We start from the raw sequence: 21,306 nt of genomic DNA, 5'->3' as shown, positions 1-21,306 counted from the left end.
CCGGCCGATGCGGCCGGGCTTTTTTGTGTTCGGATGCGGGCCTTCAGCGCCCGGGGTCGTGGTGGTGCAGGTTGTCTTCTTCGTCGAGGGCCATGCGTCGATGAAAGATCGGCAGGCGGAAGAAGCGCTCGATCGGGGAGGGGAGTTGCTGCCAGGCGACCATCTGTTCGGAGGGGGCACGCAGCGCCACGAAGATCACAAAGAGGGTCAGGGAGATGACCATCGTCATGGTCATCGGGCCGCTGATGTAGCCGATGTGGGCGCGGCGCACGAAGTACTCGGCGCTGGAGACCGGTGTGGGGTGAATGAAGAGCTTAAGACACCAGGTGCCCAGCGCGATGAGCTGAATGTAGCCGTAGTTGCGGCGCAGGCGGTAGCCCAGCGCGTCGAGCAGGCTGAGCTGCGGGTAGGAGTGCCCCAGGTTGTCGGCCAGCGATATGAGTTCGCGCCGCGCGTGGTCGGGAGAGGGACCGTGTCCGGGGGCCAGATGAGCGGCGATGAAGTAGCGGTCCAGGCAGCGGACGCGGCGTCGCCACAGGTCATAGAGCTGGTAGCGTCGGCTCTCCATGATCAAGAGCAGGAAGTTCACCCCGATCAAGAGCAGCACGATAAAGTGGGGGGTATCAGGCTGGGAAAGGGTAAAGGAGAGCATCGCCGCGTTGGTGACGATGGCCCAGTTGGTGGTGGCATCCAGACGCTGGCGCCACACATCGGCGTGCATCACGCTGGCGCGGTAGAAGTGGACCATCACACTTCGGTCCGGCGACTCGTCATCCATGCCTCCCCCCGAAAAGAAGATGCGGATACTGCCGATGAAAACACGCCGGCGCGAGGCGACGGCGAAGGGTGTGCTGCGAAAAAAACGCCCACCGCGCAGGCGGTGGGCGCTTATAAAGCGCGTGCCTGAGCCCGCTGCTTACTCCACGATGACCGTCAGCTGCATGCGGTCGTCGAAGCGGTTGGAGACGGCGAATTCGCCGGTGGTATCAAAGGTATACGACCACTCCTGGTTGGCGTCGAGGTTCTGGTCGACGTTGAGCGCGGCGATGTTGATGTTGTGGCGCTCCGGATCACGGTTCTTGAAGGTCACCGTGGTGCCGGCCGGAATGGTCAGGCTGCTCGGGTTGTAGCGGAACTGGTAGAGAACCACCGAGCGGCTCTCCGGGGCGTTCGAGGACTGCGCGGCGGAATCGTCGGCCACGGTGTCGCCGCCGCCACAGGCAGCGGTGAAGGCCATAAGGCTGACGAGCATGGCGACGGACATAGCTTTAGCGGCAAAACGGATGAACATGGAATTCCTCCTAAACATAGAGCCAGTTCAGATCACAGGACGCGACGACGCGTGAAGGGGTTCAATTGAACTTCATCGCACGTCGACTACAGGGGGGAAAAGATACTTCTCACCTGCGGAAAGTCAATGGTGGGCGACGCAGCGGAAAGTTTGGCGAAACGTTAAGCGATGTTAACATAGAACCAGCCGGCGAGGCACCGCGGGGCGAAGGTCGTCCGGGGGAAGGCAAAGTCAAGGGGTCAAGGTTTGGATTGGAAAGTGCATCAACACATTGCGCGGGTGGCGCTGGAGCGCAGGCTGGTCGATTTTGAGACCGTCTCGCGCAGCCTCTTTGAGCTGGGGCGTCTGGCCGACGAGGGCAAGACGCCGACGGCCGACCACTGGGTAAGCCAGGGGTGGTTGGAGCGTGAGGGGCTTGAGGAGGTCTTGCGCAGTCTGGGCTATGAGGATGGGTTTGAGCGGGCTCAGACCGCGTTTTTTGAAGGAAGAGATAAGAAAGGAGGCCGAGCGGCCCGTTTTCAGAAGGACGAAGACGCGGTGACCTCGCGCATTGAGGTGGGGCACCGGAAGATGCCCGCGGGAGGTCTGAGCCAGGAAGAGACCGCCGGCGCTGAGGCTCCACCCGAAGGGCTGGGCCTGGAGACCAGCACCGAGGTGGCGGTCGACGCGAACCCGACACTCCCGGAGGGGGTGGCTGCGGCCTGGGCCCGACCCGGCTGGCGAAGCGGGGAGGAGACCGGTCGGCATTTCGTCTTTGAGAGTACCGACGTCTATCAGCCGGCGTTGAGCGCCGGGGAGATGCTCAGCGGGCAGGCGCGCTACGAGCTGGGCGCGGCGCTGGGAGCCGGCGGGGGCGGCAGCGTCATCTCGGCGCACGACCGGGTGCTGGGGCGGGTTGTGGCGATGAAGATCGCGCGACCTTCGGCCCGTCATGATGCCCGGGCGGTGGCGCGTTTCCTGGCCGAGGCGCAGATCACAGGCCAGCTGGAACACCCCAACATCATGCCCATCTATGATGTGGGCGTGCTCGATGACGGGCGAGTCTATTACACGATGCGCCGGGTCAATCACCACTCGCTGGCCGAGGTGCTCGAGGGGTTGCGAAAGCGCGAGCCTGACTACGTGCGTGCGTACGCGCTGCCGCGTCTTCTGGGCATCCTCAAGCAGGTGGCTCAGGCGATCCACTATGCCCATGTGCGCGGTGTGGTGCATCGCGATCTGAAACCCTCCAACATCATGCTTGGCGAGTATGGGGAGGTGCTGGTGATGGACTGGGGGATCGCGCACGTCAGCGGCGACAGGGTGCGCACCGATCTGGGGCCGGAGGACGAGCCCGGGAAGGGACACACCCTGGGGACGCCCTCGTACATGTCGCCGGAGCAGGCCCAGGGCCGCCTTGATGAAGTCGACGCGCGCAGCGATGTCTACGGCCTGGGGGCGGTGCTCTATGAGATCCTCACCCTGGATGTGCCTTTCGATGGCGAGGATGCGCGCGCGACGATGTGGTTGGTGGTCGAAGGGCAGCTTGTGCCGCCGTCACAACGCGGAGCCGCGCTCTGGAAGATCAGCGAGGCGGTCGAGGCGATCTGCCTGCGGGCGATGTCCCGGGAGCGCGAGGAGCGCTTTGGCTCGGCGCGCGAGTTCTACGAAGCGCTCGATGGGGCGATAAGCGGCAGCGGGCCGGTGCAGGTGCAGGCCAGCGTGACCCGCGGTCAGGCGTTGCTCAAAGACTACAGTGAGGCGTTATCTCGGGTTGAGGATCTGGGCCATGAGATCGACGAACTTCGCAGCCAGGTTGAGCCCTGGGAGTCGATCGAACGCAAGCGGGCGCTCTGGGCGCTCGAGGATCAACGCCTGCAACTTCAGCGGGAGAGCGCGAGGATCTTTGGCGAGGCCGTCGCCGCCTTTCAGGAGGTGCTCCTGCTCGTGCCCGACAAGCCCGAGGCCCGGGAAGGGATGGCCGAGCTGTGTTGGGAGCGCTACATGGCCTCGCGTCAACGTCAGGACGTCGCCGACATGGTCTATTACGAGGCGATGGTGCGCGAGTACGGTGGCGAGTCGTATGCCGCGCGCTTTGCGCGCCAGTGTGAAGTGGAGCTTAAGACTCGCCCGACCGGCGCCGAGATCACGCTCTTTCCCTACCAGGAGATCGACCGGCGGATGGTCGTCGCCGACGCTCGCCAGCTGGGACGCTCACCAGCGCGCGCCGAGGCGCTGGAGGCCGGAAGCTACATGATGGTGCTGCAGCGCAGCGGATCGGCGCCGGTGCGCGCTCCCCTCTTTGTGGAGGTTGGCGAGGCGCGCGCCGAGTTTCGCGTGGATCTTCCGGCCGATCATCAGGTCTCTCCGGGCTTTGTGTACGTGGCCGGCGGGCCCTGCACCCTGGGAGGTGACCCGGAGGCGTTCAACCCCTGTGTGGCCCGGCGAGTGGAGGTCGCCTCGTTCTTCTGCGCGCGTTTTCCGGTGACCTTTCGCGAGTATCTGGAGTGGCTCGATGAACTCAGTCAGAGCGATCTGGAGCAGGCCCGGAAGCATGCGCCGAAGACGCGCGCCGACGATGGTGAGCTTGCGATCTTCGATGCAGCGAGCGGCCGCTGGGCACCATCGCCCATTCTTATTGAGGGGCCGATGCGCGAGCGCTACGCCGAGGGCGTAGGCCATGAACTCGATCTTCCGGCTGTGGGCATCAGCGCGCACGACGCCCAGGCCTACTGCACCTGGCGCAGCCAGCGCGACGGCCGCAGCTACCGGCTGCTTCGCGAGGAGGAGTGGGAGAAGGCCGGCCGCGGCGTCGACGCGCGCTTCTTCCCCTGGGGAAACCACTTCGACGCGACCTTCTGCAAGATGCGCTACTCTCGCCATGAGTTCAGCCAGCCCGAACCGGTGGGGATCTTCGTCGACGATACCTCCCCTTACGGCGTGCGTGATCTGAGCGGTGGGGTGCAGGAGTGGTGCGCCGCCGGCCCCGACGATGGCCTTGATCGCGCGGTGCGCGGCGGCGGCTGGAACATGGACCAGCGCGCCTGCCGCCTGGCCAGCCGCATGCGCGTGTTGGCCGATGCCCGCTCGGCGGGCATCGGCTTTCGCCTGGCCTACGACGCCAGCTGAGCGTCCAGCGGGCGGTCCAGCGAGCGGTAGTGGATCGCCTCGGCCAGATGCGCCTGGGTGATCGAGGGGGCCTCGTCGAGGTCGGCGATCGTGCGCGCCACCTTGAGCATGCGATCGCAACTTCGCGCGCTCAGGCCCAGCCGGTCGACGACCCTGGCGAGCATCTCGTGACAGTCGTCGGTCAGGGCACAGTGGCGGCGAAGCTGGTCGGGGCCCATCTGGCTGTTGGCGTGGCGCCCGCAGCTCTGCAGGCGCTCGCGCTGGCGATCGCGGGCGCGCTGCACCCGCTGGCGAATCGCCACAGAGGGCTCCGAGGGCTGCGCGCGCCGAAGCTCCTCATAAGGCACCGCCGGCACCTCAATGTGGATGTCGATGCGATCGAGAAGGGGGCCGCTCAAGCGTGAGCGGTAGCGTTTGATCTCATCGATGGAGCAGGAGCATCGTCGGGCGCTGTTGCCAAAATGCCCGCAGCGACAGGGGTTCATGGCCGCCACCAGCATCACATCGGCCGGATAGGTCAGGCTGAGAAGGCTGCGCGTGAGCGTGACCTGACGGTTCTCCAGGGGCTGGCGCAGGGTCTCCAGCGAGTTTCGCCGAAACTCCGGGAGCTCATCGAGAAAGAGCACCCCGTTATGCGCCATGCTCAGCTCTCCGGGGCGCGGGATGCCCGATCCCCCGCCCACAAGGCCAACTTCGCTGATGGTGTGGTGCGGGGCGCGAAAGGGGCGCTCCGAAATCCAGGGTGTGTGCGGGGGCAAGCGCCCGGTGACGCTGTAGATCTTGGTGGTCTCCAGCGCTTCCTCAAAACTCATCTCCGGGAGGATGGTGGCCAGGCGCCGCGCCAGCATGCTCTTGCCGGAGCCGGGCGGCCCGATCATCAGCACGTTGTGCGCGCCGGCGGCGGCCACCTCCAGGGCGCGTTTGGCCGGGAGCTGCCCGCTGACCTGCGAAAAGTCCACATCGCCCACTCGCCGAAGACTCGCCGCCGGCATCGGCTGGCGCTCAAAGGGTTCGACGAGTTTGCGGGCCTGCATCAGCGCCACAACTTCCGAGAGATGTTCAAAGCCCAGCACCTCCACGCTCTCGACGACGGCGGCCTCGGCGGCGTTCTCGCGGGGGATCATCACCCCTTTAAGGCCCATATCCCGCGCGAGGATGGCCATGGCGAGCGCGCCGCGGATCGGGCGCAGACGCCCGTCGAGCGCGAGCTCTCCGGCGACCAGGTAGTCGCCGAGTCTCGGCGCGCGTGCCACGGGGGGAAGCACCCCCTGAGCCCGCAGAATCGCCAGCGCGATGGGAAGATCAAACGCCGTCCCATCCTTGCGGATGTTCGCCGGCGCCAGATTCACCGTCACTCGTCGATCCACCGGAAACTCCAGGGTGAGGTTCTCTATGGCCGCCTGCACCCGCAGGCGGCTCTCACGGATGGCGTTGTCGGGAAGCCCCACCAGATGGAAGGCGGGAAGTCCTACGGCGAAGTCGATCTCGATATCGACCAGCGAGGCATCGACGCCCAGCAAAGTCGCAGAATGCACGCGGGTGACCATGGTCATCTCCCTGCAAGAGTCTCGTCGTTATTCAGGCCGCCGCTGCCCGGGTGGGCAGGGCCGGCCGAAGCGATGGCGCGTGAGCGCACGTCTGTTATCGCGCGCTGCGCCGCGATCTTGCGTCCGGAGCAACAATTCGCCTCCCGGCCCCCCCGAAGCGCCGTGAGACACGTCCTCCGAGAAGGGGCGTGAGGCAGAGACTGGCCGCGGTGTGCCAGTCTGTCACAGCCCGGTCGGGCTAAGTTGGCGAGTTGGCGCGTCCGTGATGGTCTGGAACAGGCTTTGCACACATGAGGTGCCATCGATGAATGAGTCGGGATCTTCGGTGGCGATGATGTGTTCGCCGAAGACGTGTGCGAATGGGAGGTTGGTGTGACGAGAGGTGAGACTCGAATGCGCAGCGTTGCGCAGTGGAGCGCCCGTTGGACCCGGGGGGGCTTCCACCTGATCGGGGTGCTCCTTGTGTGCGGGCTGGTCTCGTGTGTGGTGGCCGACGCGCCGCTGACGCTGCGCCTGGTGGCGGCCAGCTGGCAGCACGAGGGGGTTCCGCGCGCGGTCGCGCTGGGAGGGGCGATTCAGCTGGGCCTGTCGGCCTGTGTGTGGGCGCTCCTGATGATCGTGTGGGCGCTCTTCACATCGAGCGGGGCGCGGCCGGTGGCGCGCACCTCGCAGCGGGCGCTGCGGGCAGCGCGGGGCACGGTGATCACCGAGACCCTGATCGTGATCCCGATTGTGCTGCTCCTGATCTTCGGGCTGGCCCAGCTGGCGATCAACAACATCGCCGGCGTGCTCAATCAGGTGGCGTATTTTCAGGCCGCGCGCACCGCCTGGGTGTGGGCGCCGGAGCCCGGGATCAGCGAGGCGGAGATCAAAGATCGCGCGCGCATCGCGGTCGCGCTGACCTTCACCCCGGTAGCGCCTGGAAATTATCAGACCACCGGATACTTCGGCGTCGGCGGCGATGGAGGTCTCTCGGAGCGGGCGCTGGATGCCCGCGAGATCATGCGCGAGCGCTACTTCTCGATCGAAGACGCCATCATCGGAGCGCTCCCGCTGGAGCCTTCGGCCGACGCCAACAACACCTCCTATGATCGCGCGCTGGACAGCTCGACCAACTACGCCACGCGCGCCACCCAGAAGTTTACGCATGCGTATCTGGCCACCGAGATCGAGGAGGTCATCAACACCGGCGGGGAGGTCGGTGTCAGCTATTCATTTCTATTGCACCAGGCCATGCCGCTGGTGGGCGGAATTTTTGGGGAGACCCACACCGTGGGCACCCGCAGCGCCAAATACATGACGTTGAGCTACCGGGCGACCATGCCCGCGCAGCCTTATCGAGTGGGGCGTCCATGAATGAGATGGAGAAGAGCGAAGAGGTGAAGTCGGCGGGGCTCTCAGCGAGGCTGCAGCGTCTGCATCAGGAGCAGCGCGGGGCGCTGGCGCTTCTGTGTCTGGCCGGCTTGATGATTCTTTTGATGATGGGGCTGGTGGTCTACGACGCCACCGAGGTGGCCAACGAGAAGGTCCACGTGCAGGCCTCGGCCGACGCCTCGGCCTACAGCCAGGCGGCGATCAACGCGCGCACCATGAACATGCTGGCCTTTGCCAACGTCGGCAAACGCGTCAACATCGGCATGGTTGCGGCCTATGAGACCGTCTACAGCTGGATGACCTGGATCACCGGGGTGGCCTGGGTCTTGACGATCGCCTGCTACCTGATCGCGGCGATACCCGGGGCTCAGGCCGTCGCCCAGCTCTGTACAAAGATGGCCGAGATCGCCGTCGGCGCGAGCTGTGCGACAGCGAAGGAGGCGGGCGATTATCTGCGCCTGGACACCATCGTTCAGAATTTCTTTGGGCCCGAGCAGCGCGCGTTCAACAACTACCAGCAGTACATGGCCGACGTGACCCCTTACTGGAGCTGGACCCAGGGGGTCTGGCGCGGCTTTACCAACAACGCGCCGCTGACCGTGGGTTATCCGGCGCCCAAAAACGACGCCGACATCACCTTCCGCCAGCAGCTCCCGGTGCGGGTGCCGGCCGGACACAGCTGGGACGGGCTCTGCGAGAAGGCCAATGAGGCCCCGCCGATCTTCGGGGGAGGCTTTGAGCCGGGCAACATCATCGAGCAGGCCGACCGGCGCTTTATGTTTGTCGACTTTCTGATCAAGAACGCGCTCGGTTCCAACGGCAACGAAGATCCGGCCGGCGGCGTCGATGGCGCAGGCGACGGAGGCAGCGGCGTCGGCGGAAGTGGAGGCGGACAGGGCGGCGGCAGCGGCAGCGGTCAGGAGTCGGCCTGCGAGTCGCTCGAAGAAGAAGCGGCCAACGATCCCAACTCCACCTTCGAGCCGCCCCGCGAAGAGTGTGAGGTCGATGAGAACGGCAATGAGACCGACGACTGCGAGACGATCCCGGGCTCCTACACCGTTGACGGCCACACCATCGAGCTCGGTGAGGGCTGCATCCCGACCAGCGTGCTCGAGCAGCTCGATAACGTCGACTGCACCCAGGGCGGCGCCACCATCAAGGCCGGCGCCTACGGGGCGACCTATCTGGCGGGGCTGCTCGGTCTTCTGATCGACACCAGCGACATTCCCTCGATCCTCAAGCGTCTTACGGTGATGCCCGACTCCTTTGTCGAGCGGTGCAAAGACGGCACCCGCGATCGCTACCAGAGCGCGGGAGGCTTTCATGTGGATGGGCCGGCCTGGGAGCTTCAGACGGACAACTGGCTGATGAACTCCTCGACGTTGATGTACGCCTACCGGCCCAACGCGGCGCGAAACGGCACCCACCGCGACCGCTATCAATTTATGGGTGAGGACTCCAACCCCGGGCTGCTCAACTTTGCCAGCGAGGGCACCTGGGCTATCAGCCGCGGGGAGATCGCCTGGCAGGGCGATGAGGCTCCATCCTTGTGGGAGTCGAAATGGGCGGCGCGCGTGCGTCCGGTGGCCCTCGATGGCGAGTGGGAGGCTTACGCGCAGTCGCATCAGGGCTTCTCGATCTGGCGCGGGCTGCGCGACATTCAGGGGGAGGTGCTCGCCACCTTGCTCGTCGCCCACGGCGCCGACGCCACCGGGAGCAACCTCATCACCCACGGATACTCGCTCTCGCCAGGGAGCCTGGAGGCGCTGCTCTTTGAGGCGCTCTCCACCCGCGCGGCCTTTGACGCGATGGAGCCCGAACGCATGGAGGGGGTGGTCAAATGACCTCAATTCAACGACTTCGCCGGCTTAGAAATCTATTTGTTTTGCAAAGGCTTGGCGCGCTTCAGCGAGATGAGCAGGGCGCGGCGCTGACCGAGGTGGTGATGTGTTTGCCCTTCTTCATCCTCGTCTTCGGCGGGCTGATGAACCTGGGGTTGGTGGGCCAGCAGAGCGTGGCCACCAAACATGTGGCCGCCCACGATATGTGGGCGCAGGTCTACAACGAGGGGGCCAACAACGCGCTGCGCATGAGCCCGCGCACCCAGCTCCCGGAGACCACCAACCTGGACTCGGTGCAGGGTTTTGCGGCCCTGGGCGGCGACATCGCCGCGATGGCCTCGGGGCACTGGGGGGAGGCGTGGTTTCATGCCGAGCTGGCCCCGGTGCTGACGCTCGGGCAGATCGATTATGACGCGCACTCGCATGACGCCGCCCGGCGGCTGAAGCAGCATATGAAGCCGCCCCATGAGATGACCGGCCATATCCTCGGCGGCACCAGTGAGGGGCGCCGGCCGGTGCTCGCGCAGATCGCCACCAACGACAACCTCATCGACGGGAACCTGACAAACCCGGGCGGCAACATGTTGCAGTGGCTGCTCACCTCGGTGCTGCAGGCCACCGGCGGGGTGCCCGGCGCCTTCGCCGCGATTCGTTACGGCGATCAGGACGGCGTGGCCTCCCATCAGGTCTCGCTCTACGGCGGCCGCCTCGCCCCGACCTTCTACGCACGTTATTCGGCGATGCTTTCGCCGCACCCCACGCGCAGCGGTGAGGGGGGCGGTGGCAGCGGCGAAGAGGTCTTCGACCTCAATGATCCCCGCGGTCAGTGGGGGCTTTATTACGTGGCTGCCCAGACGACCAACAACTACCGCTGGGTCTACAACATGATGAATGTCCAGTTTGATGAGGCGGAGACGCAGTCGACGGCCACGCGCTACGAGGCTGGCCAATGAGCGCAGAGAGCACACGCGGCAGTGAGGAGGGGAGTATGGGAGTGTCGGATACGACGAAGGGGAAGTCGTCCTGGTGGGTGGACCTTTTGAAGGTCGGCGGGGCGGGGGCGACCATCGCGCTGATCGCGCTGCTGGTGGTGGTGCTCGACGGTCCGCGCGCCGAGGTGCAGCCGGCCCAGGCCGACATCTGGGATGTGTTTTTGAGTCAGAGCAACAAACACGAGAACTTCATGCGTGCGTTGCAGAAGGAAGGCATGTCGGCGCCGCGTGAGTACGACTACAACGGCAACCGCGTTTACTTCTCCCACGCCACCACGTCTGAGAGCCCGCGGGAGGTGCTGGAGCGTTTTCAGCGCGCGTTTGTGCGCGAAGGCGTCAACAAGATCGAGCATCACACCGTGCGCGAGCCGGTGGCCGTGGAGGATACCCACGACGGGGAGACCTTCATGCAGGCGATGGCCGGCGCCGATGAGCTCTTCAGCGGGGGGCTGATACCGGTGGAGAATACGCGCAATTACATGGCGATGGTCGGCGCCGAGACAAAAAAAGGAGCGGCCGACTGGAAGGAGGCCATCGTCGAGATGCAGGGGGGCGCAAAGACCCCCGAAGACACTGTGCGCGCGCTGCGCTACGTCGACGCCTTTCGGGAGGAAGGGTCGCTGAATACGACGATCACCGCGGTGTGGAGCGATCAGGCCCTCGATCTCTCAAAATTCCGCAATCATGCCCCCGGCAGCGTGCATCCCTTTGAGTACAAGGTGCCCGTATGCACCGGGTGCACGCGCGTCTCGCGCATCAGCGGCACCGAGGAGGAGGCGGGCATTCACGCCATCCTCTACCGCAGCCCGAACTCCATCAACGCCACCCTGGGCTTCTACGAGCGCGAGATGGCCCGCTACGGCTGGGAGCTCGAGCCGGTAATGCGCGGGCTGGCCGCGATGCAGCGCGAGCGCAGCGCGCCCTACGAGGTCTCTCAGGTGCGCTCCTACAGCCGCGAGGGCTACACGCTGACCTTGATCGTCTACCGCGACAGCTACGACGGGCAAACCTACGTCAGCATGCAGAGCGCGCGCTGAAGCGCGTGTTTTTACGATCAGCCCCGCTTTGCAAGCTCCCCGACCAGTCGATCGCGATCGTGGGCGGCCAGGTGGTTGAGCGCCGGGCCTTTAGGCACGACCCGGGTGGGGTTGATCATGTCGTGGCTGTAATAATAGTGCTGCTGAATATGGTCGATGTGGCAGGTCTGGGCCACGCCCGGCATCTGGTAGAGCTCCAGCAGGTAGTTCCAGAGGTTGGGCAGCTCATAGACGTGGTTGAGGTTGCACTTAAAGTGCCCGTAGTAGACCGGGTCAAAGCGCAGGAGGGTGGTGAACATGCAGAGGTCGGCCTCGCTGAAGGTGTCGCCGACCAGATAACGGTGCTCACCCAGATACTTCTCCCAATGACCCAGCGCATCAAAGAGCTCGCCGAGGGCCTCTTCGTACGCCTCCTGGGTGGTGGCGAAGCCGCAGAGGTAGACGCCGTTGTTGACCGGCTCGTAGATCGCGTCGATGCGCTCATCGATCACCCCGCGAAGTGCTTCGGGCGCAAGATCGAGGTTGGCCGTGCCCAGGGGAGCGAAGACCGTCGAGAACATCCGGATGATCTCGCGGGACTCGTTGTTGACGATCGTGTTTTCCTTCGTGTCCCAGAGCACCGGCACGGTCACCCGGCCTGAGTAGTCGGGGTCGGCCAGCAGGTAGATCTCACGCAAAAAATCTTTGCCGTGGAGGCGGTCGCCGGTGGTGGCCGCAAAGTCGGTCTCAAAGCTCCACCCCCCTTCGAGCATATGCGGGTGCACCACCGAGACGTCGATGACCTCTTCGAGCCCCAGCAGCGCGCGGGCGATCAGCGTGCGGTGGGCCCAGGGGCATGCGTACGAGACGTAGAGGTGGTAGCGTCCGGCCTCCGGGGTAAATCGCGCGCCGGGCTCGTCGACCACCTGGTGGTGGAAGGTGGTGGGATCGCGCTGAAAATGCCCCTCATTATCGCGAACCCAGGTGTCACTACGCCAGACGCCGTCAACCATGATGCCCATCGGGGGCTCCTTGTGAAAAACTCTGTGGAAAAAGTCTGACGCGCCTTAAGTCCCGCTCTGCGGGCGGCGCGCCTACGTCATGCTACTGGCAGGGACTTAAACACCCGACATCGGGGCGACAAGGCGCCGGCGAGAAATCCTGCCAGGGGGCTGGCCATCGCTGGATGCGTGATGAGCTTACGTAGCGCCGGAGAGCAGGGTGCGCTACCACACTCCGAGCGTGTATCGTCGGAGGAACACTTCAAGAGAGTGTTCAAAAGCTATTCACATTTGCGATTACGTGCTCAATTTCGGTATGACAGGGGTTCATAAGATGTTCATCAAGACTTATGCGAGTTGATCGTCCCATGAGCACAGAGGAAGAAGCCACATTAAATATCGGCGCGCTCTCCATGGCGACCGGCGTGCCCGTGGAGACCATCCGCACCTGGGAGCGTCGCTACGGGTTCCCGCGTTCGCGTCGAAACGAGGCCGGCCACCGCATCTACGATCTGGAGACGATCGAGCATCTTCGCCTGATCACCGCGGTGCTGGCCGTAGGTTATCGCCCCTCGCAGCTTCAGGGGCGCAGCCGCGAGGAGCTCGAAGAGCTGCTTGAGCACAGCGGCACCGACGAGAGCGAGTCGGCCGAGGAACAGGCCGGCGATAAGGCCTCTCGAAACGGTGGCGAGTCTCTGCGTTCGGCGGAGAGCGAGGGCTGGCTGGAGCGCTGGCTCGACGCGGTGGGCCAGCTCGACCGCGAGCGCCTTGAAGGGCAGATGCGCCTGGACTGGAGCCGCATGAACGCGCTCGGCTTCGTCGAGGAGCGGGTTGGACCTTTTCTGGTCGCGCTGGGAGAAGGCTGGGCGTCGGGGCGGTTGAGCGTGCTCCATGAGCATTTTGCCAGCGAATGTGTGCGGGACTTTCTGGCGGCGGCCTGGCGCCCGCTCAGCGATATGGCGCGGGGCAATAAGGTGATTCTGGCCACGCTCAGCGGTGAGCAGCATTGCCTGGGGCTGCATATGGCGGCGCTGATCGCGGCGGTGGCCAACCAGCGCGTCGTCTTCATCGGCGCGAACTCCCCGGTGGAAGATATCGCGGCGGCCGCGCAGCAGTCCGGCGCGCACGGCATCGCGCTGAGCATGTCGCAGTACGCCAACCCGGCCGCTTCTCGGGCGTTTTTGGAGACGCTGCGCGAGCTCACCGACCCCAAACTCGACATTGTCGTTGGCGGCAGCGGCGCGCCTGATGATGTCAGCGGGGTGCAGAAGCTGGGTGGCTTTGAAGATTATTACGAGTTCTTCCAGACGTGGCAGCGCCGCTGAGGATGATGTTCGGGATCTTGCGCGACGCGCACGGAGTTGATGTTGAAGTGGGTGCGCGTGTCGAGACGCAGGGGTTATGCGGCGTCTTTCGTTCTTCTTCTGACCATGATGGGGGCAACGCCGGCGGTGGCCTCACCGCTCTGGGAGCTTGTTGGGGAGACGTCGTCGCTTCACCCGCATAGCGCCTCGACCTTTTCGACCTCGGCCTCGGCTGCCTACTTTAATCCGGCCCTGCTGGCGGGGCAGCCGCGCCGGGGTGAGCTGGGCATCTTCGGGCTGGCGGCAAGGCTGCGCATCGACCTGAATGCGCGCCCGGCCGGTGCCGATGTGGGCGAGGAGGTCTACCAGGCACGCGAGCTCGATGAGAATGGCCAGCGCCGCCCCTTAAGCACTCGACCCTTCGCCACTAACGACATCCCCGAGGCGCGCGGCAGCGCCGACCCCAACGCCGAACACCTCTACCTGACGCTGGGGGCCACCGCGCCCATTCTTGCAAACGATCGGCTCACGGTGGGGTTTTACGCCACGTTGGCCACCGAGGGATTTGCCGCGCAGGTGCCTTTCTATAGCGATGAGCGCGAGCAGTATTTTTCGAACTCTCTCTATTTTGAGCGTTTCAAGGACCGTCTGGTGGGGAGCCACTTTGCGCTGGCGCTGGCCAGCCGCCCGCTCGACTGGCTGAGCCTGGGCATCGGCGCGACGATGGTGCAGGACGCGGTGAGTCAGAACGCGATCTTTTTGCCCGACGCCCTCGACCAATCCGAGAGCCGGATCAACTCGGAGGTGCGCGTTAAAGCCCGGCTTGCGCCCTACGGCGGGCTGCGGGCGCAGATAGGCGGCGCGATCGCCGCGACGCTCAGCGTGCATGGCGAGAGCTTCAGCATGGTGGAGGGGGAGAGCCGGCTGCGTTTCTGGAACTTCCCGGCGGCGTATCCCGAGGGCGAAGATGCGGTGGTGCAGCGTTTTCGCTTCGTCTATGACTACGAGCCCTGGCGGGCCACCGCCGGCGCTTCGCTCACCCACACGCTGAACGCCCACACCGAGCTCCGGCTGGCCACCCAGCTCCAGTACGCCCGCTGGTCCCATTATCTGGACCGCCACGGAGAGCGCCCCGCGCTCCCCTGGCGCGACACATTGAGTCCCACCCTGGCAGCCGGCCTGACCCACGGTCGCTCCGAGCTCGGCCTGGACCTGAAGTGGGCGCCGAGCCCCGTCCCGGACCAGGACGGCCGCTCCAACTACGTCGACAACGATCGCCTGGTCGTCGGCGGCGGCTACGCCTGGCGCGTTGAGGGCCAGGGCGACGCCCCCACCCTGGAGCTCGGCGCCCAGCTTCAGGCCCACTGGCTTTTTGCCAGACAGACCACCAAAGACCCCTTGAGCGAAGATCCGGTGATCGATGAGTTCCCCGATGCGGTCGACTCCGGGTCGGGCGAGCCGATTGAAGGATCGCGGGGCTTGCAGACGAATAATCCGGGATATCCGGGTTTTGAGGCCGCGGGCTGGCTCGGCGGCGCCAGTGTTTTTGTCCGGGCGTTTTTTTAATGTGTGGTGCCCGTTGCAACGCCCGGCGAATCGGGCGCTCGGGCGCGTCGCAGGCCGGCCTTCGCCGGATCATCGATCGAGGCAATGAGGCTGGTCTCTCGAGTGTGGACATCATAAAACGATCGAGAAATCCCCGATCCCGACGCTAAACCAAAGTGAGAACGACGCGGAATTGCCCGTGCGGATACTGCCGCGAAACGCCGTAAAAGGAGCTGTAACGATGAACACGAAGCTGAGCTGTTGGATGCTGGTGGTGGCGCTGAGCGCCTCGATGATGGCCTGTGGCGAAGATGAGTCGCCGCGCGGCGACGACAACGTCGACGCAGACGCCGGCCTGGAGAGCGACGCTGGCGACGCGGGTGACGCCGATGCCGGCGACGAGCCCGACGCTGCCGCGCCGGACGTGGACGATGCGCCCGACGTGGCTTTGGAGCCCGACGTCAACGACGAGCCGGTGGAGGTGGACATCAACGGGGTGTGGGCGGCCAAAATGGTCACCTCCGGGGTTGCCGAGGTGCCGGTGGTTGGGGAGTCGCAGAGCGACACCGTCTCCATTCTGCGCATGGATATCTCAAGCGACGGCCAGAACCTCACCGTGACCACCGAGACCTGCGACGTGACCATTGAGGGCGAAGCCGCCGGCGTGGCGCCGACCATCCCCGATGCGCTGGTCAACTCGCTGCCCATCACCGAGCGCGGCGGTACTTTTGTGGATGGAAACCTGGTGCTGCCCACGATTTACGAGGTTCGCGGCGCGCAGAATTTTGATGATCTGCGCAACGACCCGCTCCCCGAAGATGCCGAAGACCCGCGCGTCTACGACCAGGACGGCGACGGCAACCCCGGGATCACCGTCTCGGTGGAAGGTTTCATCAGCGGCGATATCTACCTGGTGCAGCGCTCCTCAAACGCGCTGGTGGGCTCCCAGACCGACGATGGTCGGATCGAGGGCCGTGTGACCTGGAGCGATGAACAATCGGTCCTGGGGGCTTCTAACGAGATCCTGGTGACCCTTCAGCCGCAGTCCGAGCCGAACTCCGACCCGGACGCGAGCTTTTTCGAGATGGTCTCGGTGGAAAGCAGCGTGGATTGCGCGGCGATCGCCTCGCAGACGGGCTCGCTTTTCACGCGCTGAATCGCGTGCGCGCCGGCGCTCAAGAGGGCGCCGGCGCTCAGCTTAGATTCATGCGTTTAAATTTTAAGGGGAGGGCGCGGCGGTGAAGGGAAAGAGGCGCTCGCGCTCCTGCAAGATCTCGGCGGCTACGCTGATGGCGATCTCTTCGGGGGTGTTGCTGGTCATCGGCAGGCCGATGGGGGCGTAGAGCCTCCCGATGGCGTCTTCGTCGACGCCGGCCTCCTTGAGCGCGCTGCGGATCCTGGCGAGTTTGGCCGGCGCGCCCATCACGCCGACGTAGGGGAAGGGGCCGGCCCCTTCTTCGAGGCGCAAAACGCCGATAAGCCCGCGGATGTCGGAGTCGACGTCGGCGCTCATGACCACCACGTGCGTCCACTCCGGCTGGCGGATGCGCCGGCCGGCCTCGACGTAGTCGTCGACGACCACGGTGTGGGTTGCCCAGCGGTTTTGCTGCAGGGTGAAGACGTCGTGGCGCGTATCGAAGATGGTGACCGCGTAGCCGAGCTGCGCCATCACCCGGGAGAGCGCCAGCCCGCAGTGGCCGCCGCCGATGATGGCGATGCGTTTCCAATTCAGAAGTTGCGCGCGCAGCAAGACATCGTCGGAAGTGGGGCGCTCAAAACGAATCGGCGGAAGCTCGGGCGGTGTCGTCTCATCGAGGCGAAGTCCCTGCGAGCCGACCTCAATCCACCCGGGCTTATCCGCCTGCAGAAGTTCCAGAATCCGGCGCACCACCGAGGCCTGCTCCGGCGCCACAATGTACGAGAGATTGGTCTGCTGGCCGGCGCAAAAAAGCCCGGAGCGCTCCCCACGCGTCGCTTTGCGACGATGCTCCAGCTCCCGCACCTCCAGCCCCGCCCCCTCCTGCGGCGTCCAGCCTTGCAGCAGCGCCACAGCCCGCTGGATCAGCTCCGCCTCCATGATGCCGCCCCCGATGGTGCCCTCCGTCGCTCCGTCGGCGGCCACCGCCAGACTCGCCCCGGTCGTCCCCGGGGAGTGCCGGCTATGCCATCCCACATGCGTCAGATGCACGGGCTGGCCGGCCTCCAGACGCGCGAGCACGTATCGCCACAGAGTGGGGTTGAGCACGGAAAGTCCTTGTCGCTCAGAGGGTTAGGGGCGTCTGGGTCTCGTCGCGAAGTCTCACTCCCCGGCTGCCGCGGGAGCGGCGGTGGAGGTGGGGGGCGTCTCCCAGAGCTTGCGCAGGCGGCTGTGGTGCAGCTGCATCATGACTTTTTCCGGGGTCATCGGGGCGTTGAAGGCCAGATCGGCCTCGGGGGCGGCGGCGCGCAGGGCGGCGCGCAGCGCAAAGAAGGTGCCGATGCCGTACATCAACGGCGGCTCACCGACGGCCTTCGAGCCGAAGGGACCCACCGGGTTGTCGGCGTCTTCGAGAAGTCGCACGTCGATCTCGTCGGGCAGCGCGTCGCCGTCGGGAGCCTTGTAGGTGGAGAGGGCGTGGGAGGTCAGGCGGCCGTCTTCGGCAAAGGCCAGTTCTTCGAGGGTCATCCAGCCGATGCCCTGGGCCAGGCCGCCTTCGATCTGCCCCAGGTCGACGTTCTCGTTGAGCGTGCGGCCAAGGTCGTGCACCAGGCGCACCCGGTCGATGTGGTAGGTGCCGCGCAGCGTGTCGATGGTGACTTCGGTCCAGGCCGTGCCGAAGACGTGGTAGGCAAAGGGGCGGCCGGTCTCTTTTTGCTTATCGAACCAGACATTCGGCGTGGCGAAGAAGGCGTGCGCCGAGAGCGAGACGCGCGAGAGGTAGGCGTGGGCGACGAGTTTCTCCCAGGTCCACTCGGTGGGCTCGTCGCAGTAGAAGACCTTTTCGTCCTCAAACGTGAAGTTCTCGGGATCTTGCACACCAAGCTCGCGGGCCAGCAGCTCGCGGAATCGCCTGCGAAGCTCCTCGGCCGCCAGGATGGTGGCGCTGCCGTTGAGGTCGGTGGTGGCGCTGGCGGCGCTGGGCGACATGTTGGCGATGCGGGTGGTGTTGGTCGTCTCCACCTTGATGCGATGCGGGCTGATTCGCAGTGCCTGTGCGGCGATGCGCACAAGTTTGGAGCTCAAACCCTGGCCCATCTCCACCCCGCCGGTGGAGAGGCTGACGCTGCCGTCGGTGTAGACGTGCATCAGCGCGGAGGCCTGGTTGAGGAAGGTCGCCGTGAACGAAATGCCAAAGCAGATGGGCATCGCAGCGAGTCCCTTTTTGGTGGCGGAGTGTTTGGCGTTGTAGGCGTCGATGTCCTTCTGCCAGGCGGCAACGTCAAAACCCTCTTCAGCCTCGTCCCAGGTGCGCTGCGCGCGGGCGCGCTCGGCCTGCTGGCCGTAGGGGAAGCTCTGACCTTCTTGAATGAGGTTCTTCTTCTGGAGCTCCGAGCGGTCGACGCCCATCACCTCGGCGGCGTGGGCGATCGCGCTCTCGATCACAAACATGCCCTGCGGCCCACCGAACCCACGGAACGCCGTGTTCGGCGGCAGGTTCGTGCGGCAACTTGCGGCGTAGGCTCGCACGTTGGGGATGAAGTAGCTGTTGGTGGAGTGAAAGAGCGTGCGCTCGAGCACCGCCAGGGAGAGGTCGGTTTTGGCGCCGGCGTTCTGGAAATGTTTGACCTCAAAGGCCAGAATCTTGCCCTCTTTGCTCAGCCCGATCTTGTAGTCGGCGCTGTAGGGATGGCGCTTGCCGGTCATGCGCAGATCGTCGAGGCGGTGCAGCACAAGCTGGGTGGGGCGACCGGTGATCTGGCAGGCCAGCGCGGCAAGACACGCCCAGGCGGTGGCCTGGTCTTCTTTGCCGCCAAAGCCGCCGCCCAGGCGAATCACGTCGACTTCCACGCGGTGGGTGGGAAGCCCCAGGACCTTCGCGCAGGCTTTCTGCACGGCGTAGGGGCTCTGCGTCGACGAATACACGCGGATGCGGTCGCCCTCGGTGGGCACGGCGCGGGCGCGCTGCGTCTCAAGGTAGAGGTGCTCCTGGCCGCCCACGTCGCTGCGGCCTTCCACCACGATGTCGCAGTCGGCAAAGGCCGCAGCGGTATCTCCCATCGCAAAGGTGCGCGGGGTGCCCAGGATATGGCCGGCCTCATGCGCCACGCGCGGGCAGGTGATGACCTTGAGCGGCTCGATCTCCGCCTCGATCAGCGTGAGCGCATGGCGCGCGTCTTCCGAGGTCTCGGCCACGACCATCGCCATGGGGTGGCCGTGGTACTCGACCAGATCCGTGGCGAGCAGCGGCTCATCCAGAAGCACCGGACCGATCTGGTTTTCGCCGGGCACGTCCTCGCCAGTGTAAATCGCCACCACGCCCGGTGCACGTCGGGCCTTATCCAGGTGCAGCGCTTTGACGCGACCGTGGGCAACCGGTGAGCCGTAGATGGCGGCGTGTAGCATGCCAGCCGGCGGCGCCACGTCGTCGACGTAGAGGGAGGTCCCGCGGGTATGAAGCTCAGCGTCGAGGTGTTTTTCGGTCATGGTGTCGGCTCCGGGAGCGCGTTTTGATGCTTCAACGATCCTGAGAGGATCAAAAGTGGGGGGCTTAAAGGCCAAAAAAACCGCGTCAGATGGCCAGCATGGCGTCGAGGCTCACGCGCTCGGGCGCGGCCTTGACCACGTGGGCCGTCAGAAGCTGCGTGGCGAGCAGGCGTTTGTAATCGGCGCTCCCGCGCACATCGGAGATGGGTGACATCTCGGTGTGGGCGATGCGCAACGCCTCGCGCCAGAGCGCGTCGGTGAGCACTTCACCGTTCAAGAATTCGCCAGTCTTCTCCAGCCAGAGCGGGGTTGCGGCCACGCCGCCCAGCGTGAGGCTGGCCTCCTCCACCACACCCTCGTCGGAGATGCGCAGTTTTGCGGCGCTGTTGACCGTGGCGATGTCCAGGCAGCGGCGCTTGGAGACTTTTTCAAAATAGACGCCCGTGCCCGCGGCCGGGACCTTCAGGACCATCTCGGTCATCACCTCCGCCGGATGCTTATCGAAGGTTTTATAACCTTTATAAAAACGCTTGAGCTCCACCTCGCGCGTCGTCTCACCGCGGGCGAAGACGAGCGTGGTGTCCAGCGCGAGCATGATCGCCGTCATATCGCCAATGGGCGACGCGTTGATGATATTGCCGGCGATCGTCGCCCGGTTGCGCAGAGGCAACGAGGCGATCAGGTGCAGATAGTCCTGAATCTGCGGAATGAACGCCACGACATCTTCCGACGCGCCGAACTCCTCAAAAGTGGTGAGCGCGCCGATATGCAGCGTGTCACCCTCTTTGCGAATCCCCTTCATCTCCGGATGCCGGTTCAGAATCTTGACCTGCGCCCGCGGCAGCAACTCGCCCTTCTGCACATAAAGGTCCGTGCCGCCGGCCACGAAGAAGTCGATGACGTCGGCGTCGTCGCGGGGCACCTCCTCCAGATCGCCAATGGCCTCCAGACGCTTTGGCATCTCGGCAAAATAGCCGGGCAGAAGTCCCGCTTCCATCAGCGCGCCCAGGCGATCGTCGGCCTGCCAGATCGACTCCCACTGGCCGCCCGGCCCGAAGTTCTCGACCAGGTCGAGGCTCGCGCGGTTGATCGCCGCATAACCCGTGCACCGGCAGAGGTTGCCGCTGAACGCGCGCTGAAAACCCTCCAGGGTCGGCGTCTCGCGCGCGGCCATCATGTACCAGCACATCGAGACGATGAAGCCCGGGGTGCAGAACCCGCACTGCGAACCCACGCGATCGACCATCGCCTGCTGCACGGGATTCAGCTTGCCCGGAAGGTTCAACCCCTCGATCGACACCACATGCTTCCCATGCATCTCACCGACCGGTGTCAGGCAGCTCGTGACCGGCTGGTAGCGCATCACCCCCTCGACCACCTCGCCAATCAGAATGGAGCAGGCCCCGCAGTCGCCTTCCTTGCACCCCTCTTTGGTGCCCGTCAGCAGGCGGTCTTTGCGCAGGTAGTCCAACACCAGCATCCCGTCGGGGACGTCGGTGATGACGCGTCGGTCGTTAAGCCAGAATTCAACGTGGGTGGTCATGGAGGCCTCGATGGCTCGCGGAGATCGTTGGGAAGTGGGGCGCGGGGCGCGTTCACGCGTCATTCGAGCGATTGGGGGGCTGGGTGTCAAGGGCGGTGGTGGGGAGGGGCGGGGTTTTAA

Annotated in this window: 15 protein-coding genes; 8 read left to right on the top strand and 7 right to left on the bottom strand. The window is 65.2% G+C overall.

The genetic code is table 11. The features are described from left to right. Nucleotides 1–43: 43 nt before the first annotated feature. Together FRC98_RS09925 and FRC98_RS09920 are read right to left on the bottom strand one after the other, a co-directional pair. Nucleotides 44–778, bottom strand: a complete 735-nt coding sequence (locus FRC98_RS09925; protein ID WP_146981221.1) for a DUF2270 domain-containing protein — start codon at nucleotides 776–778, stop codon at nucleotides 44–46. A gap of 138 nt (nucleotides 779–916) precedes the next feature. Then, entirely contained in the window at nucleotides 917–1,291 is a 375-nt protein-coding gene (locus FRC98_RS09920) for a cupredoxin domain-containing protein (RefSeq protein WP_230467475.1), read from the bottom strand. 258 nt (nucleotides 1,292–1,549) lie between these two features. On the opposite strand from FRC98_RS09920, the gene FRC98_RS09915 reads away from it, so the two are divergent. Continuing rightward, nucleotides 1,550–4,399, top strand: a complete 2,850-nt coding sequence (locus tag FRC98_RS09915) for a bifunctional serine/threonine-protein kinase/formylglycine-generating enzyme family protein (protein ID WP_146981217.1) — start codon at nucleotides 1,550–1,552, stop codon at nucleotides 4,397–4,399. Here FRC98_RS09915 and FRC98_RS09910 read toward each other — a convergent pair. Beyond that, nucleotides 4,384–5,952 (bottom strand): YifB family Mg chelatase-like AAA ATPase, encoded by a 1,569-nt coding sequence (locus FRC98_RS09910; protein ID WP_230467474.1) that lies wholly within the window; start codon nucleotides 5,950–5,952, stop codon nucleotides 4,384–4,386. The two genes, FRC98_RS09915 and FRC98_RS09910, sit on opposite strands and share 16 nt — an antisense overlap. Nucleotides 5,953–6,339: 387 nt before the next feature. On the opposite strand from FRC98_RS09910, the gene FRC98_RS09905 reads away from it, so the two are divergent. From FRC98_RS09905 to FRC98_RS09890, 4 genes are read left to right on the top strand one after another with little or no spacing between them, the layout of a single operon-like run. Then, nucleotides 6,340–7,302 (top strand): hypothetical protein, encoded by a 963-nt coding sequence (locus FRC98_RS09905; RefSeq protein WP_146981215.1) that lies wholly within the window; start codon nucleotides 6,340–6,342, stop codon nucleotides 7,300–7,302. Next, nucleotides 7,299–9,164 carry a pilus assembly protein TadG-related protein gene (locus FRC98_RS09900; protein ID WP_146981213.1) on the top strand — a complete coding sequence of 622 codons (1,866 nt, stop codon included), beginning with the start codon at nucleotides 7,299–7,301 and terminating at the stop codon, nucleotides 9,162–9,164. The genes FRC98_RS09905 and FRC98_RS09900 overlap by 4 nt, the downstream gene beginning before the upstream one ends. Beyond that, nucleotides 9,161–10,114, top strand: coding sequence for a TadE/TadG family type IV pilus assembly protein (locus FRC98_RS09895; RefSeq protein ID WP_146981212.1), 954 nt, complete (start codon nucleotides 9,161–9,163; stop codon nucleotides 10,112–10,114). Before FRC98_RS09900 ends, FRC98_RS09895 begins: the two co-directional genes overlap by 4 nt. Nucleotides 10,115–10,149: 35 nt before the next feature. Beyond that, nucleotides 10,150–11,190 carry a hypothetical protein gene (locus FRC98_RS09890; RefSeq protein ID WP_146981210.1) on the top strand — a complete coding sequence of 347 codons (1,041 nt, stop codon included), beginning with the start codon at nucleotides 10,150–10,152 and terminating at the stop codon, nucleotides 11,188–11,190. 17 nt (nucleotides 11,191–11,207) lie between these two features. Here the strand turns inward: FRC98_RS09890 and FRC98_RS09885 are convergent, their stop codons facing one another. Then, on the bottom strand, nucleotides 11,208–12,191 hold the full coding sequence (locus tag FRC98_RS09885; RefSeq protein ID WP_146981208.1) for a glutathione S-transferase family protein: 984 nt from the start codon (nucleotides 12,189–12,191) through the stop codon (nucleotides 11,208–11,210). 347 nt (nucleotides 12,192–12,538) lie between these two features. On the opposite strand from FRC98_RS09885, the gene FRC98_RS09880 reads away from it, so the two are divergent. The 3 genes from FRC98_RS09880 (at nucleotide 12,539) to FRC98_RS09870 (ending at nucleotide 16,175) form a co-directional block, all read left to right on the top strand. After that, nucleotides 12,539–13,495: a MerR family transcriptional regulator gene (locus FRC98_RS09880; protein WP_230467473.1), complete on the top strand. Its 957-nt coding sequence runs from the start codon at nucleotides 12,539–12,541 to the stop codon at nucleotides 13,493–13,495. Between the two features lie 57 nt (nucleotides 13,496–13,552). After that, nucleotides 13,553–15,040, top strand: coding sequence for a hypothetical protein (locus FRC98_RS09875; protein WP_146981204.1), 1,488 nt, complete (start codon nucleotides 13,553–13,555; stop codon nucleotides 15,038–15,040). A 220-nt stretch (nucleotides 15,041–15,260) separates the two neighbouring features. After that, nucleotides 15,261–16,175: a hypothetical protein gene (locus FRC98_RS09870; protein ID WP_146981202.1), complete on the top strand. Its 915-nt coding sequence runs from the start codon at nucleotides 15,261–15,263 to the stop codon at nucleotides 16,173–16,175. Nucleotides 16,176–16,238: 63 nt separating this feature from the next. On the opposite strand, the gene FRC98_RS09865 is transcribed toward FRC98_RS09870, so the two are convergent. The 3 genes from FRC98_RS09865 to FRC98_RS09855 form a co-directional block, all read right to left on the bottom strand. Beyond that, nucleotides 16,239–17,264, bottom strand: coding sequence for an XdhC family protein (locus FRC98_RS09865; RefSeq protein WP_146981200.1), 1,026 nt, complete (start codon nucleotides 17,262–17,264; stop codon nucleotides 16,239–16,241). 54 nt (nucleotides 17,265–17,318) lie between these two features. Then, the gene (locus FRC98_RS09860) at nucleotides 17,319–19,643 is read right to left on the bottom strand and encodes a molybdopterin cofactor-binding domain-containing protein (protein WP_146981198.1); all 2,325 of its coding nucleotides are present in this window, start codon (nucleotides 19,641–19,643) and stop codon (nucleotides 17,319–17,321) included. Between the two features lie 85 nt (nucleotides 19,644–19,728). Beyond that, entirely contained in the window at nucleotides 19,729–21,186 is a 1,458-nt protein-coding gene (locus tag FRC98_RS09855) for an FAD binding domain-containing protein (protein WP_230467472.1), read from the bottom strand. Between the last annotated feature and the right edge of the window lie 120 nt (nucleotides 21,187–21,306).

This window comes from Lujinxingia vulgaris (assembly GCF_007997015.1).
GTDB lineage: Bacteria > Myxococcota_A > Bradymonadia > Bradymonadales > Bradymonadaceae > Lujinxingia > Lujinxingia vulgaris.
Note: the sequence above shows the minus strand (reverse complement) of the source record. Positions and strands in the feature narration are given on the sequence as shown.